The sequence below is a fragment of the Gemmatimonadota bacterium genome, from assembly GCA_016713785.1.
Taxonomy (GTDB): Bacteria; Gemmatimonadota; Gemmatimonadetes; order Gemmatimonadales; family GWC2-71-9; genus JADJOM01.
Genome location: JADJOM010000003.1, coordinates 20,793 through 38,148, shown reverse-complemented (window position 1 = coordinate 38,148; position 17,356 = coordinate 20,793). Strand labels below are relative to the sequence as shown.

General features: G+C 67.3%; 11 protein-coding genes. All 11 read right to left on the bottom strand.

What is annotated here, in order from left to right; all coding sequences use genetic code 11:
• Window positions 1–102: 102 nt before the first annotated feature.
• The 11 genes from IPJ95_07805 to IPJ95_07755 all read right to left on the bottom strand — a co-directional run bounded on the left by IPJ95_07805 (window position 103) and on the right by IPJ95_07755 (window position 16,836).
• On the bottom strand, window positions 103–549 hold the full coding sequence (locus tag IPJ95_07805; GenBank protein ID MBK7923522.1) for a hypothetical protein: 447 nt from the start codon (window positions 547–549) through the stop codon (window positions 103–105).
• A 1,085-nt stretch (window positions 550–1,634) separates the two neighbouring features.
• Entirely contained in the window at window positions 1,635–2,057 is a 423-nt protein-coding gene (locus tag IPJ95_07800; protein ID MBK7923521.1) for a hypothetical protein, read from the bottom strand.
• A 22-nt stretch (window positions 2,058–2,079) separates the two neighbouring features.
• Window positions 2,080–2,910, bottom strand: coding sequence for a hypothetical protein (locus IPJ95_07795; protein ID MBK7923520.1), 831 nt, complete (start codon window positions 2,908–2,910; stop codon window positions 2,080–2,082).
• A gap of 539 nt (window positions 2,911–3,449) precedes the next feature.
• Window positions 3,450–4,214 carry a hypothetical protein gene (locus IPJ95_07790; protein MBK7923519.1) on the bottom strand — a complete coding sequence of 255 codons (765 nt, stop codon included), beginning with the start codon at window positions 4,212–4,214 and terminating at the stop codon, window positions 3,450–3,452.
• 16 nt (window positions 4,215–4,230) lie between these two features.
• Window positions 4,231–5,427 carry an RHS repeat-associated core domain-containing protein gene (locus IPJ95_07785; GenBank protein MBK7923518.1) on the bottom strand — a complete coding sequence of 399 codons (1,197 nt, stop codon included), beginning with the start codon at window positions 5,425–5,427 and terminating at the stop codon, window positions 4,231–4,233.
• Between the two features lie 175 nt (window positions 5,428–5,602).
• A complete protein-coding gene (locus IPJ95_07780) occupies window positions 5,603–6,073 on the bottom strand; it encodes a hypothetical protein (GenBank protein MBK7923517.1) in 471 nt (156 codons plus the stop codon).
• 227 nt (window positions 6,074–6,300) lie between these two features.
• Complete coding sequence (locus IPJ95_07775) at window positions 6,301–7,203, bottom strand: RHS repeat-associated core domain-containing protein (GenBank protein ID MBK7923516.1); 903 nt, start codon at window positions 7,201–7,203, stop codon at window positions 6,301–6,303.
• Window positions 7,204–7,618: 415 nt separating this feature from the next.
• Complete coding sequence (locus IPJ95_07770; GenBank protein ID MBK7923515.1) at window positions 7,619–8,200, bottom strand: hypothetical protein; 582 nt, start codon at window positions 8,198–8,200, stop codon at window positions 7,619–7,621.
• 194 nt (window positions 8,201–8,394) lie between these two features.
• Window positions 8,395–9,633 carry an RHS repeat-associated core domain-containing protein gene (locus IPJ95_07765; protein MBK7923514.1) on the bottom strand — a complete coding sequence of 413 codons (1,239 nt, stop codon included), beginning with the start codon at window positions 9,631–9,633 and terminating at the stop codon, window positions 8,395–8,397.
• A gap of 1,162 nt (window positions 9,634–10,795) precedes the next feature.
• Window positions 10,796–15,370, bottom strand: a complete 4,575-nt coding sequence (locus IPJ95_07760; GenBank protein ID MBK7923513.1) for an RHS repeat-associated core domain-containing protein — start codon at window positions 15,368–15,370, stop codon at window positions 10,796–10,798.
• Between the two features lie 902 nt (window positions 15,371–16,272).
• Entirely contained in the window at window positions 16,273–16,836 is a 564-nt protein-coding gene (locus IPJ95_07755; protein ID MBK7923512.1) for a hypothetical protein, read from the bottom strand.
• Window positions 16,837–17,356 lie beyond the last annotated feature (520 nt).

The following is a 17,356-nucleotide window of genomic DNA, read 5'->3' as shown; positions in this document are numbered from 1 at the left end:
CGAGACCAGCCCACCTAGGCGGCGCGAACAGCACGGGGCGGCGCCTAGCCGCCCCGCAGAATACTGCCCGGCGCCGCCCGGCGGCGCCACCGGAGAACAGCGCTACCAATCGGCTCCAATGTAGGCGTCAGCACCAACGCCTTCACCCGTCCACGATGCGCGGAGTGTGATCGATACGCTCCCGGGGGAAAGGGAGTAGGCATGTCGCCAGTATTCGAACGATTCGGCTGAGACCACCTCTGAGCCACCGCGCCAATGAACTACCAGTGTCCTGCCGTCGAGGATACGGACGAGGTCGGTCTGGTGAGGGCGTTTCCCCACACTCAGCACGGGCTTGCAGGCAATGCGCATTGTCCCCTGGGCCACCGAGCCCAGGCACTGCAATGGCTTCGGAAGGGCCGCAACTCGCTCAACGGCCTCTTGCCATTGCAGCTCGTGCTCCTCCCCGTCCACATCGAGCACCACAAACTTGAGATCTTTGCCGCCCATGCCAAGTCCAGCCAGCAGGTAGAGCAGCGCGAGCTTCGCCCACAGGATATCGTCAGGCATATCCTAGACGCCCCGAGACAACCTATGGTACCACTGACCCGTTACAACGCCGGGCACTATTCGCGTCGCCTAGCGCAGAAGCGGCCGGACGCCCGGTCAGGGTTGGCGCTGCCATCCGTCCAGTGACCCCGCACCCCGGCGCCACCGTCAAACGACCTCACCTCGAACACGACTCCCGCATCAAGCGCCCCACCGCCCCAGACAAGGGCGATCTCCTTTTCCCCCGGCCAGAAGTAGCCAAGGAGGGGGCCATTGGCGGCTGGTCCAGACTGACCATGCCCAAGCGCAAGGTACTCAAAGCCTGAGACGTCAGCAGTGATGTTCCCACTAATCTCCAATAGGCACCCTGACTCACGGCAGACTGCTCGTACCGGCGTGATCGTCATGGCACCGTCAATCGTCTGACTTCGTGGCGGGCTCTCCTGGACAAGCCGCAGTGCATACTCCCCGGCCAATGACTTGACCATGGAGTCGGTTGGCGCCAGTACGCCTGAGGCGGGGGACTCGGGGCACTCGCGTTGCAACAGATCCTCGCCTGTGGACGCCGTGTTGGCCATGCCCCCACAGGCGCAGAAGAGAAGCACGCCGAAGATACCGGCGCGCGGGTTCCCGCTTGGCCTCCGACGCCTAACCAGCCCCGCACCCGCGGTGCAGCAGGAACAGGAAGTGGCGCGTGTTCGTGAAGGCCGTGATGCAGGCATCATCGACTCCAGGCAAGCGTAGGCCGTCGTGGGCCGCCCGGACCTGCGCGGGCACTCGCTCCAGGGCAACCTGCCACAATGTATCACCCGGAGCATAGGGAATCGATACACCGGCAGGACGCCCGATGACGAGGTAGCCGCGCGCGGGGGCCTGGGCGGCTGTGGGCCGCGGGCCGACCACGCTCAGCATGCAGAGGAGCGGTCCTGCCAGCCGCATGACGCGCGCGTCCGCGGTGTGTGTGAGTGCCGGACCTCGCGTTCCGCCGCCTTCATGGGACGATGATTTCCACCTGACCATACTCAGGCACATTGGACGCCATCCGTTGCATCGGCCGACATCGCAACCGCCGTATCCCCCCCCCACGGAGGGAAGTCGGCGACGCATCACGACCCGACGGGGGTCGCCGGAACGTCTTGCCCCAGCCGCCTGGCATACCATGCGCAGGCGCCCAACACCATGGCCAGGGCGGCGAGGACAAGAGCGTCCACCGCCGCTCCGCCGCCGGCCAGGGCACTCAGCCCGGCGGTGATCATCAGGACGATGGCACACGCCATGGTCGTGGCGCTGGCCCGGCGTATCCTTCGGGCATCACCCCTATAACCCCACAGCGCGATCCCGAGAAGCATGCAACTCACTCCCGCACCGAGAGCCACAACACCGCCTGCAAGAAGTAACGCGACGTCCTCGGGCTCAGACCCTGCGTTGTGCAACGCCTCGGGGAGCCCCAAGAATGCCAGTGCGGCCAAGCCTGCAAACGCTGTCGCGATGCAGAGCGACATAACCGCAAGTGGAATGCGCCCCTTCATTTACCCCTCCTATCCTGCTCGCTTAGAAGACGGTTGAGTAGTAGTGCGCCACACGCCTGCCGTAGGCACTGATGGATGAACACGACCCGCAGTTGTACCTGGTGGCCAAAGACGAGATTGGCGCATCGTTGCGAATTAGCCCTCGGGCCCCGAGCACGGCCAGGTGCTGTGCCATCACACGAATGTTGGTTCGGGAATCAAGGAGTTGCTCCCGCGAGTAGCCATAGAGACCCACCGTGATTTGCCCCAAGCCCACCGTCTTTCCCTTCCCAAGATACTCCTCCGCGAAGGCCTCTCCCGGTTTTAGATGCGTCTGCTCCTCATAGATGATGCTCCGCATGAGGTCACCATCGACTCCGAACTCCTCTGAGGCGGCGTCGATGTCCTCCTTGAATGCGGCGATTATCCCGCGCACAACACCGCCTCGGAGAGCTTCGCCAGCCCTCATTGCAGGATTGATGTCTCCATCCTGGAGTGGCGGCTCGCCTCCTGACTCCTGCGTGGCGCTCGCCTGGGCGGCCCTATTCTCCCTCTCCGCCTTCCGTGCCGCCGCCCCGCCATCCGGCAGCGGGATCTGATCCAGCATGGACGACGCGGTCGGGTCGAGGGTGAAGGGACGGAACGACTCCGCCAGCCCGAGCCCGCCCCCGCCCCGCAGGTCCTCGATCAACCCACTCGGATCCCGCCCCTCCAGCACCGCCCCGCCCACATAGGCGTACAGGTTCTGGCCGCCGCCGTACCCGATCGGGTCCTCCTGTGTCCACCGCCGCAGCTCCGGGCTGTAGTACCGCGCCCGGTGGAAGCTGAGCCCCGTCTCGGGGTCCGTCTCCCGCCCCGTCCACCCGACGTGCAAGCCTTTCGGCCACTGGTGCCCGCCGACCGAATCCCGCGCCAGGAGCTGCCCCGCCGGCGTGAACCTCTAGCTCATCACCCACGTCCCGTCCCGCTTGACCAGGCCCCGGACGCTGCCCAGAAGTCGGGCGGTTAGCCGGTTAGCCGGTTAGGCGGTTACGCAGTTCGGCGCGACCGAGGGCCCTTCGGGGGCAGTGCAGCGGCGACCCGGGCCCGCGGGAGAGGGCGATTGGGCGACTAGGCGATCAGGCGATTGGTAGTCATTGAAGACCGGGGGCCTCCCCCCGGGTGCCCCCTCTGCCGCGCGCCAGTCGTCGGCTTTGGCTCGCGGCGGCGGGGCACCCGGGGGTCGGCGGATGCCTTCCACGGCGGGTACCGTCTCCTTGCCCCGGACAGCCTGCCGAGCTCCGTGTCCTGGCGGTCCAGTCTTCAGGAAGCCACGCCTGGGGCAGATCGACGCCCGCTCCCCCGCGCCGCATTCTACGCGTATGCTAGCGAAGGCAATTGACGGACGATTTGGGCCATAACGCCGCAGTGGCATCACGGATACTTGAGCGGAAGCTCACGGGCGCCCACAACGAAGGCGGCGAGCGCTCCACTGCGCTCGAAGATGTACTGCGAGTACCGGGCAATCCAGCCTCCGGTCCAACCCTCCGCACTCTTCGCGATCACCGTGATGCCCACGACAGCCATCCCATTCTCGATCCTAACGAGCGTGTCGGGCGGCCAGTCCAGCGGGCGCATTGCCTGCCAGCGAGCGACAATCTCTGGGGTCATACATGCTTCACCGACCGATGGCCCCTGCAAACACGCGTCGCTTAGCCCCCACGCATCGCTGGCCATGGAGAATACCATGGCCTTCTCGATCGGTGCTTGGGCCTTCCAGTCAGGCGACGCCATCGCAGCGCGGCGATCAAACTCCTCGAGCTCAGGCGACACAAATCCGCCGAGCCTGAGTAGGACTTCTCCTGCGACCGCGACCAGGAAGAACCGCCCGTGCCCGGAGGGCCCGTACCGCGCCCTGTATCCTGGCAGCGGCCCTATGCTCCTAGTCAGCGTCGTCACTTCTACCGCTTGCTGAGACAGCGGTGTCAGTTCGAGCAGAGCTGGTACATCGCGGACCGCAAGGTCGGCGAGCACAAGCCGCGCCACGCGCTCAGAAGGAAGCACAGACACTTGGGGGGCAGCCGCTTCCGGCGCCAGCGATAGACTTGCCGCCAAGGTGCACATGTGCCACCACCAGAATCGACCGCGCCCGAGCGCAACGCGTTCGGCCACGCGGGCGATCAGCAGGCCTACGACCATGGCATGCCTCCTCTGATCATGGACTCATCTCTGCGCTTCGCGCACATGCTTCGTCACAACTGCCATTGACCGCGATCTCGTTAGTCCCGATCGCGTGGGCGAGCTCATGCCGGACAACATGGTTCATCGTCACGTTGTAGCCTCGCGACACTGACGCGGCAGCAAGGAGCGTAGGGTCGAGGATGACACGAATGGCATACCGGCGCACCTTAGGAACAAACGCCAGCGTGGTGGTTCCTCCGGGATTGTCGCCCCACTGAGAACCAGCATTCCCCGGGAGATCCGTATTGAACACAATGTCAATATGGTCTCTTCTGGCCAAGAACAACGCTTCTGCCGCACAAGTTGTGCTTGTCTTGATGCACTGCGTCACGTCAGCCAGCGATTGTGCATCAACAAACTTGAAGTTCGTGATCTGTTGAGTGTGGCCATCGGCATACCTGACAATGACGACCTTACGATTCGCAGCTTCCTCAAACCACTCCTCCCACTTCTGCTCCTCCCGATCCCTTGCGTCGGTACAGAACACCAGGCACATCGACAGATCGCCCCCGCCGCCGAATGCCTCTTGCACCGCGAACCCGAGCCCGAGATCCCCCACCTCCGCGAACAACCCACTCGGATCCCGCCCCTCCAGCACCGCCCCGCCCACGTAGGCGTACAGGTTGCCCCCGCCGCCGTACCCGATCGGGTCCTCCTGCGTCCACCGCCGCAGCTCCGGGCTGTAGTACCGCGCCCGGTGGAAGCTGAGCCCCGTCTCGGGGTCCGTCTCCCGCCCCGTCCACCCGACGTGCAAGCCCTTCGGCCACTGGTGCCCGCCGACTGAATCCCGCGCCAGGAGCTGCCCCGCCGGCGTGAACCGCTGGATCATGATCCAGGTGCCGTCCCGCCGCACCAGGCCCCGCACGCTGCCCAGCTGGTCCTGCACCACGTAGAACTGGGTGCCGGTCGAGTCCTGCAGCCCCACCAGATTGTCGGTCCCGGGGCCCCAGGTGTACTTCCACTTGAACGCCCCCGCCGCGTCGGTCTCCGCCACCACCTGCCCGCCCTGGTAGATGTAGCGCGTCTCCCGCGCCTCCGCCCCCGGCAGCGGCGACCAGTACACCCGCCGCGCGATCCGCCGGCCCAGCACGTCGTACCCGTACCGGGCCACCAGGCTGTCCGCCCCCCAGCCGTGCCCGCGGTAGCGCACGCTGCGGAGCTGGGTGGCCAAGGCGGGTCAGCGGCCCAGCCGCTCTAGTAGAAGTGGCACGGGGCGACCGAAGGCCGCCCCGCGACTCACTGCCCTGCAGTGGCCGGAACAGAACACCCCGGAAACTAGCACTCCAAGAAGCCCACCGACGGACGCCTTCGCTGGAGGTCGGAGAGACTTGTGCCAACCCATGCCGTCACGGACCCATGGGGCTTTCTAGCGCCAATGGTGAGCGCTCAAGTGCACTCAGCACTGGCCCAAACTGCGTCATGCGTTCCTCTCCAAGCAGTCGGACGGACTCACGGATGACAGCGATCGCGAGATCTGGCCAGTAGTCATGTCTCGCCACCGCCCATTTGGTGGCATAGGCGGGCTCCGCCACGAACGCCAACAGTTGCCACGTCGCATCGCAGGCAAATCCAAGCACTGCCGCCGAGTCGCGCACGGTCTCCAGCGATCGGACCGCGCTCAGCACGCCGGCACGTCGTGAAGCCTCCAAGTTCAGCTCTGCCACAAGCAGTATCGGCTGTGGCCAGCCACCCAGTGCACGGTAGAGCTGCGCTGCCGCATCCGCACCCTTGGTCCCGTATCTCGACGGGTCGGCCACGGCCTCCGCCAGCCCTGCGGCTATTCCAAGGGAGTCGGCCCGCCAGGCGCTTCTCAGCATGGGTGGCATACCGTGCCCCGTCCCGGCCTGGAGTGCCACCACAGCCGAGTCCACCACGGCGCGTTGCACATCATCGCCCGAGATGCGATCCCCCGGCAACACGGCTGGTAGCCCATGGGGAACTGCAAGGCACACTGCGGGCAACGCTTGAGAGTGCGCGGCTGGTGCCACAGCCAGAGCCAGAGCCAGGTGACATAACAGCACCGCCGAGGCGTAGCGGCGCACGTCTATTGGCATGCTTGCCCCCTGTAGGATTGGTTGTAGCCGGTGGCCATGTCCGCCCAGGTATAGGCGGCGCATTCACCAAAGCCATGAGCGTGCAGTGTCTCGTGGAGTAGCACATTGGCAAGCTCCGCGTATGACACGGACTGGAGCCTTAGACGCCCCGTATGGACCGCAGTGAATGACGTTCCGTTGTCCTCATACGTCTGGATCGTAATCGCGAGCGTCCCGCTGCCGGAGCCGTTCGCGGCTACGTAGCCTGGGTTGGAGAATACCCCACCGCTCATGAGATGCTCGGTGACCCAGTTCAGCGCATCCGAGGGCTGACTCCCAAGGACGCTTCTTGCCGCAGCAAGCGTGCGTGCAAAGTCCCTGTAGCTCAAGGCATCGGAGCCTGCGAAGATCCTGGCGATGCCTCTATTGGCACTCTGGCCATAGCTGGCCTTGAGCTTCTCGTATCGTGAGCGGTAGTCATTCCACATGTCGCGCAGAATGGTCTGGGTTGCGCCCCAGAGCTGCAGGGCGCGGGACGCCCGCTCCCCCCACGTGCCCCCGCTCCCGCCGAGATTCCCGCCGTAGGAGTCGAAGCCGGGCACCCCCGACCAATCATGCGGATTGCCGCAGGCTCCGCCAGAGCAGTCCCGGATCAACCCACTCGGATCCCGCCCCTCGAGCACCGCCCCGCCCACGTAGGCGTACAGGTTGACCCCGCCGCCGTACCCGATCGGATCCTCCTGCGTCCACCGCCGCAGCTCCGGGCTGTAGTACCGCGCCCGGTGGAAGGTGAGCCCCGTCTCGGGGTCCGTCTCCCGCCCCATCCACCCGACGTGCAAGCCCTTCGGCCACTGGTGCCCGCCGACTGAATCCCGCGCCAGCAGCTGCCCGTACGGCGTGAACCGCTGGCTCATGATCCAGGTGCCGTCCCGCCGCACCAGGCCCCGCACGCTGCCCAGAAGTTGGGCGGTTCGGCGGTTCGGCGGTTGGTGGTAACTTGAGGGGTCGGGGCCTCCCCCGGCTGCCCCCTCTGCCGCGTGCCAGTCGTCGGCTTTAGCGCGCGGCGCAGGGGGCACCCGGGGGTCGGTCAATGTGCTTCACGGCGATGGTTCCGACCTCCGACCGAACTGGCGGCCTGTCGGCGTCTCCTGGAGGCCAGACTTCGGAGAGGCCGGCCCTTCAGTCCCAATGCTCCGAGCCTGAGTGGCCCTGCAACGGGGAAAGGGTCAGTGCGATCAGCCACCCGATAGTCTGGACACCGTGCTCTCGACCGGTCCGGGGCCCGAGAGCTTGGGCGCCGCGCGCACGCGCTTCACGCGGAGGGCCGTATCAGGGCGTCCACTCCCAGTCGGGTGCACAATACCCCATCAGTGCCTCGCGCCCATTGTGCGGCGGCGGGTAGAGCCGATCAGCGACCTGGAGAAACTCCGACCGCACCTCCGGTCCCAGGAGGCGCATAGCGTGCGGCAGGAGGAGGCGAGCATCGATCGCCGGCTCGTAGAGCGGGTCGATCGCAGACAACGCACCTGCGGTGTGATACGCGACCAGCAACCATGCCGCTTCGCAGGCCCACCCCACTACCGTGCGCCGCTGTGCTTCCCCATCAAGCGCTCGGATCGCTCGGAGCGCACGCAAGCGCGCCTCCGGGCGGTGCCAGGACTCGAGAATGTGAATGACCGGAGCAGCGTCGCCGAAGGACACAAAGTACAACCATGAAAGGTCCTCCAAGTAGAAGTCCGGCGCCAACATCGCATCGCCATTCACCACGAGATAGGCCAACCCTCCTTTGGCACCTGTCGAATCCAGCCGCCGCGCCTTAGATAGAATGCGTCCAAGCTCTGCGCGCACCTCGCTCGGTGCGAGCCGCTCGCGCACCGCAAGGCCATGAAGCCGACTGAGTTCCTCCACCATTCCCAGGGCGGCAGTTCTCGAGGGCAACACCGCTGAGCTCCCTGCCTCCGCCATGTCGCTGCCCGCACGGTAGAGGGCCGGATCTCGGCATGCCAGCGGGAGAGGCGGCGGCACCTGTGAGGAGGCAGCGCCGCTGGGCCACACCACCAGTAGAGTTCCCCTTACCGCCAAGACGCACAGGCCCCGGATAACACCTAGCCGCATATCCGCCTTCCTGTCGTGTATCGGTTCGCGAAGTCCTGAGCACCACCTGGGCCATGGCCCAACTGGTGAACGGCGTGGGCGTACTCATGGAGTGCACAGTTGGCGAGCGCCCCCGAGTCTCGGTTACTCACCGTAAACACTGAGGGACTCAGGAAGTACCACCCGTAATATTGATCCGCGGAGCGCGGCGCGTACCCGGGATCGCGACTCACCGCCCTCCAGTCGCTCGCCGAGCCGACCCTGCCGCCGACCAAAAGGTGGTCGAGCAGGGACTGCCGGGCCGCCGCGTCGGCGATGCCTGCAGCGCCCATTAACATTGCGAACTCCGTGCTACTCAACTGCCGGGTGGGCTTGAGAAGTTCTGCAAGCGCAGGAAAGCGCTGCTCGTCAATAGTGCGCGACTCGAGATTGCTGTTCTTGTAGCGTTCGTATTCTTCCTGGTTGACCGCGCATACCTGGCCATAGCAGCCTTCCTTTCCCCTCGCTGCTCCGTACATCGCGTCCATCAGGTCTTCGAGATAGCCGTCATCCTCTATGTAGCTCCCGACCCCGCCACCAAAGCCGGAAGCGTCGCTCCCATCGCCCGACAGACCCCAAACCCCCGACCAATCATGCGGGTTGCCGCAAGCCCCGCCCGAGCAGTCCCGGATCAACCCGCTCGGATCCCGCCCCTCCAGCACCGCCCCGCCCACGTAGGCGTACAGGTTGCCCCCGCCGCCGTACCCGATCGGGTCCTCCTGCGTCCACCGCCGCAGCTCCGGGCTGTAGTACCGCGCCCGGTGGAAGGTCAGCCCCGTCTCGGGGTCCGTCTCCCGCCCCGTCCACCCGACATGCAGCCCCTTCGGCATCGCCACGACCGCGGAATCCCGCACCAGGAGCTGCCCATAGGGCGTGAACCGCTGGCTCATCACCCACGTGCCGTCCCGCCACACCAGGCCCCGCACGCTGCCGAGCTGGTCCTGCACCACGTAGAACTGGGTGCCGGTCGAGTCCTGCAGCCCCACCAGATTGTCGGTCCCGGGGCCCCAGGTGTACTTCCACTTGAACGCCCCCGCCGCGTCGGTCTCCGCCACCACCTGCCCGCCCTGGTAGATGTAGCGCGTCTCCCGCGCCTCCGCCCCCGGCAGCGGCGACCAGTACACCCGCCGCGCGATCCGCCGGCCCAGCACGTCGTACCCGTACCGGGCCACCAGGCTGTCCGCCCCCCAGCCGTGCCCGCGGTACCGCACGCTCCGGAGCTGGTTGGCTAAGGCGGTTTAGCCGCCGTGCCGAGTCAGCGAAAGGGGCACGGGGCGGCTGATGGCCGCCCCGTGCGTGATCTCCCAACCCCGGACGTATCCAAGGCCTAGCAACGGTCCTCGGTTACGGGCCGGGGTGGCCCCACGTTCAGGGGGCCCCGCCTAGCACGCCCCCTCATCTAGGCGGTCTAAGGGCGGGCTCGAGCATCGACCAGGCAGGCCCGGATGCCAGGTTGGTGGCCTCCCCCAGAAGCACACCGTTCTCTGCCAGGACGGCAGCAGCAAGCCCGAACTCACTGGGGTCCTTGGCCAGACAGTCAGCCACCAAAAGCACGAGGAAGCGATTCTCGGTGGCGAACCACCTCGTGCAACCGGGATCCCACGCGCCTCGCGGAAACCCCCCGACCAGGTGCCCAGTGGCCCTGATGACTGCCCCCGGGACGGTACGCGGTTCCTTCTCCAGTAGCGTATCGCCGAGCCTGAACCCGAAGGTGGCCGGCATTGCTGTTCCAACAACCAAGAAGCCATACGGAGCGCCTGATGGCATCCCGCCCACGAGTACCTGGCTGCTCACGCACGCGCCGCTCGACAGAAGGAGCGTCATGGCCACGACAGCGCAAGCACACGGCAGCACACTTTGCGTTCGGAACCGGTTGCCAAGCCACAACTCTCTCACTGCACTCTCCCATGAACCCACCCCTGTCCAGCTACCCATTGGTACCTCCACACCACTCGTCTGGAGACGACGTACATTGGCACTGTGTATCCGTTCTTGCCTGCCGATTGGATGTCAGGAGTACTCGGCTCGACACCGTAGCGACAGGCATCGGGGAGAGAGGCTGGCGGACACCTTGAGTAATCGGCGCCAACGGCAGGCCACCCGACATTGGGGTGCGAGTGCCACCCGAGAATCGCGCCTGCTGGCTGACTGCCCAGCTTTATCCCCCCGACGCCGCCGAATGTCACCGTACATGAGGTTGCCGTGCACCATCCACCGGATTCGACACGGTACGACAGGTACTTTGAGTCGTAAGGCGCCAAGTTCATCTTCGCGCGCACGTCTGCAAGTAGCTGCGGGTTACCTACGAGAGGGTCGCCCGACTGCTCAAGAAACTCCCGGCAGGCCTCTGGCAGTTCGCTGCAAGGCACCCTGTCACCGTTCGCCAGAACTGCAATCAGGTCTATCGTTGTCGAAGAGCCTCCGCTGGGCAACGGGATCTGATCCAGCATGGACGACGCGGTCGGGTCGAGGGTGAAGGGACGGAACGACTCCGCCAGCCCGAGCCCGCCCCCCGCCCCGCAGGTCCTCGATCAACCCGCTCGGATCCCGCCCCTCCAGCACCGCCCCGCCCACGTAGGCGTACAGGTTGCCCCCGCCGCCGTACCCGATCGGGTCCTCCTGCGTCCACCGCCGCAGCTCCGGGCTGTAGTACCGCGCCCGGTGGAAGCTGAGCCCCGTCTCGGGGTCCGTCTCCCGCCCGGTCCACCCGACGTGCAAGCCCTTCGGCCACTGGTGCCCGCCGACCGAATCCCGCGCCAGGAGCTGCCCCGCCGGCGTGAACCGCTGGCTCATGATCCAGGTGCCGTCCCGCCGCACCAGGCCCCGGACGCTGCCCAGCTGGTCCTGCACCACGTAGAACTGGGTGCCGGTCGAGTCCTGCAGCCCCACCAGATTGTCGGTCCCGGGGCCCCAGGTGTACTTCCACTTGAACGCCCCCGCCGCGTCGGTCTCCGCCACCACCTGCCCGCCCTGGTAGAGGTAGCGCGTCTCCCGCGCCTCCGCCCCCGGCAGCGGCGACCAGTACACCCGGCGCGCGATCCGCCGGCCCAGCACATCATAGCCGTACCGGGCCACCAGGCTGTCCGCCCCCCAGCCATGCCCGCGGTAGCGCACGCTCCGGAGCTGGTTGGCGGCGTCGTACTGGTACGTCCAGGTGATGGTCTGCGACAGCGTGGTGCCGCTGGCCTGGGTGAGGTTGCCGCCGGCATCATAGGTATAGCTCCAGGTCCACGCCCCCGCCACCCGGGTGAGCAGCCGGTCGGTCTGCAGCTCGTGGGTGCGCGTCTCCCCGTTCACATGGACGTTGCCGGTGCGGTCGAACCACACCGAGTCGCTGGCCAGCAGGGTGAGGAGGGTGTCCGCCTTCCGGAAATGCTGCCACCCCAGCAGCCGGCCCCACCCGTCATAGCTCAGGCTGTCCACCAGGGTGTCGGGGAGCAGCGGGGAGGGGCCGTGCTGCTCCACCCAGATGGGCCCGAGCGGGGCGCCGAGGGTGGGTTCGTCCGGGGCGCCCTCGGGATCGTAGGTGCCCACCTCGTACCCGCTGGCCCCGGCTGTCTGGGTGATCTTCGCCGCCCCGCTGCTCGCGAGGTACTGCACCGACTGGGTGAAGGCCGGCCCGCTGCTCAGCACGGTGCGCTGGGCGGGCCGCTGCTGGCCGTCGAGGGTGAGGCTGACCGAGTCCCCGAGGGGGGTGACCAGGCGCTCGGGGATGCCCCGCGCGGTCTCGTAGCGGGGCCGCCAGGCCCCCACGGGGTCGGTGACCACGCTGTCGCGGTCGTACTGGTCGCGGGTGTAGGTGGTGACCAGGGCGGTGGCGTTGCGATAGGCGGTGTCGGCGAGCAGGTGCCCGCGCGCATCAAAGCCGTACCGGACCTCCCCATTGACGCCGCCGATCGAGTCCACTGCCCCGGTCACCCAGACGCGGGTGAGCTGGTCCAGGGGACCGGCGTAGGTTCGGTTGATGGTCCCGATGCCGGGCACCACCTGGGTGAGGAGGCGGTTGCGGCTGTCGTAGGTGGCGGTGAGCAGGTCGCCCCGCCGGGTGTAGGTCTTCACGATGTTGCCCGCGACATCGTAGACCATCGAGTCCCGGGGCGCGGGCCCCCCGGCGCTCGGCGGCCGGCGCGCCAGCAGCCGCCCCAGGCGGTCATAGGTGTACACGGTCTGGTAGCCGCGTTCGCCGACCCGGGCGGTATCGCGCCCCGCCGCATCCCGGAACACGCTCACGGTCATGACATGGAAGCTGTCGGACGGCCAGCTCGCCGGGCCGCCCACGCAGGGATCGCAGGTGTCGCTGCGATAGCTGGTCTGGGTGGTGACCTCGTTGGTGGCGGCGACATACGTGGGCACCGTCTTCCGCCACTGCCACTTCACGGTGGACCCGGTCACCCGGACCTGCACCCGGGACAGGGTGCTCGCCACCCGGCCGTAGCTGTCGTAGGTGGACTGGCTCTGCTGCACGCTGCCGGCCGTCGTGGCCCCGGCGCTCACGGTGGTCGGGTTCTTCCACGTCGCATCGTAGGTGTAGCGCTGGCGCGCGGTGGTACTCGGCGGCAGCATCGAATCGAGCTGGCCCGTCGTGCTGCTGTACCAGAACTGGGTGACGGCCCCGCTCGGGTCCTTCGTCTTGATGACGTTGCCCTTGGCGTCGTAGAAGACACTGTCGGCCTTGCCGCGACTGTCCACGTGCACGATGACCCGGTGGCTGGCATCGTAGACCAGGCTGTCGAGCCGCACCCCCTGGCCGAGCCCGGTGACGGTGTTGGTCCAGGACTTCACCAGCCGCTGCTGGCTGTCGTAGGCCGAGTACACCCGGGTCGTGTCGCCCCCCCGCCGCGCCTCGCTCCACACCACCCGCCCGTCGGTGGTGTAGCGGGCCCGGCTGAGCGCGCCGAGGGTGTCCCAGACGTACCGGGCCTGGCCCCAGCGCGTGAGCCAGGAGCGCGTCCAGTTGCCCCGCGGATCCCGCATCTCGACCCAGGGCCCCGTGCTGTCGAGCGGCACCACGGTGCCGGCCCCGCGCCTGAGGACCGCCGTATAGGTGATCTGCGGCCGGACCAGCGCCCCGGTCTCGTCCGGCACCCGGGGGAGCCGCACGGCGCCCGGCCGCCAGAGGAAGCCGGCGGCGCTGGAATCGTAGACGACCTGGGTGGAGTCGCCGAGCATCCCCTCGCGGATGCCGAGGAGCTGGGTCTTGGTGGCGGCGTCCCGGACGGCGTAGCGGTAGATGGTGCGGTAGGGGGCGCCACCGATGGAGTCGCGGGTGAGCTGGTTGGTGGCCGCGTCGATGATGATGGCGTGGGTCCGCGGCACCCCGGTGCCGTGCAGCGTGGTGAAGGTGCTCAGCTTGCCGCTGGCGTAGCCCAGCAGGATGCGCTTGTCGAGCGGATCGCGCAGCTCCAGCAGGGAGTCGGTGGTGCCGCCGTACAGCAGGGTGTCGCGGTTGCCGTTCTGGTCGGCCCGCTTGACCAGCCGCCCCTGGGCATCGAACACCAGCTTGGCCAGGCTGCCGCGCGGGGCGAGTTCCCAGGTGGTGCCCACCTTCTTGAGCACGCTGAAGTTGCCGGGGGGCGGCAGGTAGAGGCTGTCGCCGTTGCCGCGGAAGACGGTCACCGCCCCGTCGGCGCCGACCAGCAGGCGGTCCTCGCCGGCCGCCACGAGGCGGAGCGCGCCGGCGGGCCACCAGCCGGCCCCGTAGCGGGTGGTGCGGCGGTCCACGAGGGCCACCTCCACCGAGTCGGTGGCCGACACCACCGCACCGCCGCCCGCGGGCACCACCCGGGCTTCGATCTTGAGCCACTTGCGCATCGGGGTGGCGAAACTCGAGGTCCGGAAATCCGCGGTGATGACGCCGCGGCACTTCCGGACCGCGCCGGTGACGCAGGCGGGCGCGGTATAGCGCACCGAGTCATTGATGTAGGCCCCATCCCAGGCGATCAGGGTCAGGGCACTCGGGTTGGCGCCGAGCCAGGGGAGTTCCACGTCGACCGGGATGGTGACCCGGGGCCAGGCCTGGCGGGTGGAGTACACCAGGCCGGCGGAGCGGGCCTGGCCCATCGAGAAGTAGGGCACGGTGCCGAAGCCCGTCTCGATCTCGACGCCGCTCACGGCGATGCCTGGGCCGAACGGCGCCCCGAAGCCGGCAGCGAGGCTGCCCGTGGGAACGCCGGAGAACCCGAGGATGGGCTTGCTGTCGTTCGCCAGCTTCACGATCCGGCGTTCCTCGGTGCAGACGCCGCCGGTGGTGCAGTGCGTCACGGTGGCGCGAGCGGAATCCCCGGGATTCTGCAGCGCGAGGCTGTCCTCGACCTCCCACTCGATGAGGCCCCGGTTCCGGCGCGCATCATTCGTGACCGTGACCACCGGACCGGCGGGCAGGCGCTGCCAGGTCATGCCGATCGTGGCGCTGTCGGTGGCGTACCCCGGGCTGAGCAGGAACCGGGCGAGCAGCGCCGGCTGGTGGCGCCGCACGGTGACGACGGCATCGTTCTGGGTGCCTCCCGGCGTGACCATGGCGATCATGCTGGACTGGACGCGGACCCCGTAGTAGCCGGCGTCGGTGGCCGGTCCGCTCGCGGTCAGCGTGATCGTGTTGCCGGAGAGCGCGAGGTTCCCGGTCTGGTAGTAGACGTGGACGGTGATGGCCTCGTCGGGCGCGAGGGTCTCGGAAGTGCTGTCGAGGAAGCACCCGGTGACCTGGCCGGTGTAGCTGCAGGCCAGCGTGTAGGTGCTGGTCAGGGTCCGGGTATTGAGCACGGTGAAGTCGGCCCGGAACCAGGCGGCGTGGGCCGTTGCGATGAGCGTGCCGCCATCCGGCGTGACGATGACGGTACCTGGGACGGCAGGCGCCGGAACGAGGGCACGGCGGAACGACGGTACGAGGCCGGGCGTCAGGAACGCGAGGAGGAGCAGGAGGACGGACAGCCAGCTGAGGCGGAGGCGCACCGGGAGGCTCCGGAGTGGGGATGCCTCCTTGCTATGTCATGGGGCGTGCCATTGGCGCCTGGTCCCAAGATGTTTGCATGGCGCCACTTGGCTCGCGCGCCGCCAGTTTGTCGCTGCGACAACGCGCCGCCGTGCGACAAATGGTGCGACACGGTGCGACTAGTTCAGTCCTGCACCACCCGCGGGGTTCACCGGGGCTGGATGCCCCGGCGCTTGAGGCGACGGTACAATGTGGCCCGGTGCACCCCGAGCAGCACCACCCGTGGCGGTGGTCCTCCCATTCCTATCGGCGCTGTTCGCGGTGGGGAAGGTCAAGCGGGGCTCCGCCTGCTGTACAGCGTGGCCCGGGATCGTCGGATGTTCACCGTCGAGCCGCCGGTGTGGCGGGACCGGTCGGCGCGGGCGACGGCTACGGCCTGAATCGGCCCTGAAAGACGGCTGGCCGGCTGGGGCGGAGGAGCCATGACTCTCTTGAAGGAGCCTCCGGGCTCGCTTCCCATCGTACAGGCTCTCCCCTGGTCGAGGGTCCGCTCGAGTCTCCAACAATGGGGTGTCGAGGGACGCCCGCGGGAGCGGGCCACGCCTCCGAGTGGTGCTAGGATCGGGCTACGCGGTGCCCGTCAGCCGGCAGTCGCTCTTTGACAATCGTGGTACCCTGCTCCATCGTGTGCCCGGGCCCACCGGGGATCCGCGTTGTGAGCCGAGGCGGGCCTCAGTGCGGCCTCCGACAAAACACCTGATCGCGGGCTGGTCCACCTCCCACTCGTCCGGGGCGCCTACCGGCGCTGATCCGATAACCCACGCGACGGGCGCCTGGCGCGCCGCGTCCGACGTGACACGCGATCGCGCTGGGAGCATCGCAGAGCGGGAGACTGGGTGGCGGCGGGTCCCCCTGGCGCTGCTCACGAATGAACGACAGCCGCCGGGCTGAACCCGCCCCTCTCGAAGCGCGCGAGCAGGTCACTGTAGGTCACCTTGTCACGAGCCACCACCTCAATCTGGCCGTGGTGAGATAGGAAGGCGTAAAACGCCCCGATGACGGGAACGTAGAATGCGTCCCATTGGAACAGGAGCGCGACAGCTAGCGCCGCGTGGGCTTCGATAAACTCGGATCGGTGGAATACGTGTGCCGGTGATGTTCGTACCGGGCCCGCACCCTGCGCCGATTGTCGCAATGAGTTCAGAAGTAGATGGCCAACGCGCTCTGTGGTCTCGCTCCAAATATCCCAATCCTGAAGCCAGAGAAGGCCGCCTTGGAACGCGGTTTCATCGTCCCCCGGAACCGCCGTCATGGCCAGCGCGTAGCCCAACCCGACGACTTCGGTCGCCGAACCGGCTACTGCAAGGCGAAGCCGATAGGACTCGCCTCCGGGAAACCCGATGCGTGTGCTGGGAAGCTCGTTGACAGGCTGAAGCCCACGCTCGGCACACCAGCGGATCGCCTGTTCGTCGGAAAGGAGTTCCATTTCGGTTCCTATCAGGGTGCAGGTATTGCGTTAGTCGCGGGGACGGCGATTCTCAGGAGAGTCCGGACAATCAAGTAGGCAGTCGCGGCTGCACCGACTGCGTCTACCTGATTCTTCGTGGGCCACTGCTGCGGGCCGTAGATCGGTGTACCATCGTGATCGCCGATTTCGGTGCCGTCCGGGTTGAAGCGCCGGGTGTTATTCCGCCCGCCCATGCCCTTGACGTCCCAGTGTCCCTCAGGGTCCCAGCTTGCACTGGGCTGTTCGCCTTTCTCGCTCGGGACCGGTGTCTTCGGTCCCCACTTCGTCCGCTTCCCCGAACCCGCTTTCACTTCCCAGGAGTTCGGCTTGCCATCCTTCCCGTCCGGTACCGGGATCGGAGGTCCGCCAGCCGGCTCGGGACATGGAACGGTATTACCGTTGGCATCCTTACAAGGAGTGAGACCAAACGGATCGGTATAGGCTAGACATCTATTCCCGCTTGACGCCTCCCTGAGGCCCGCGCTGTCTTCGGTGGCTC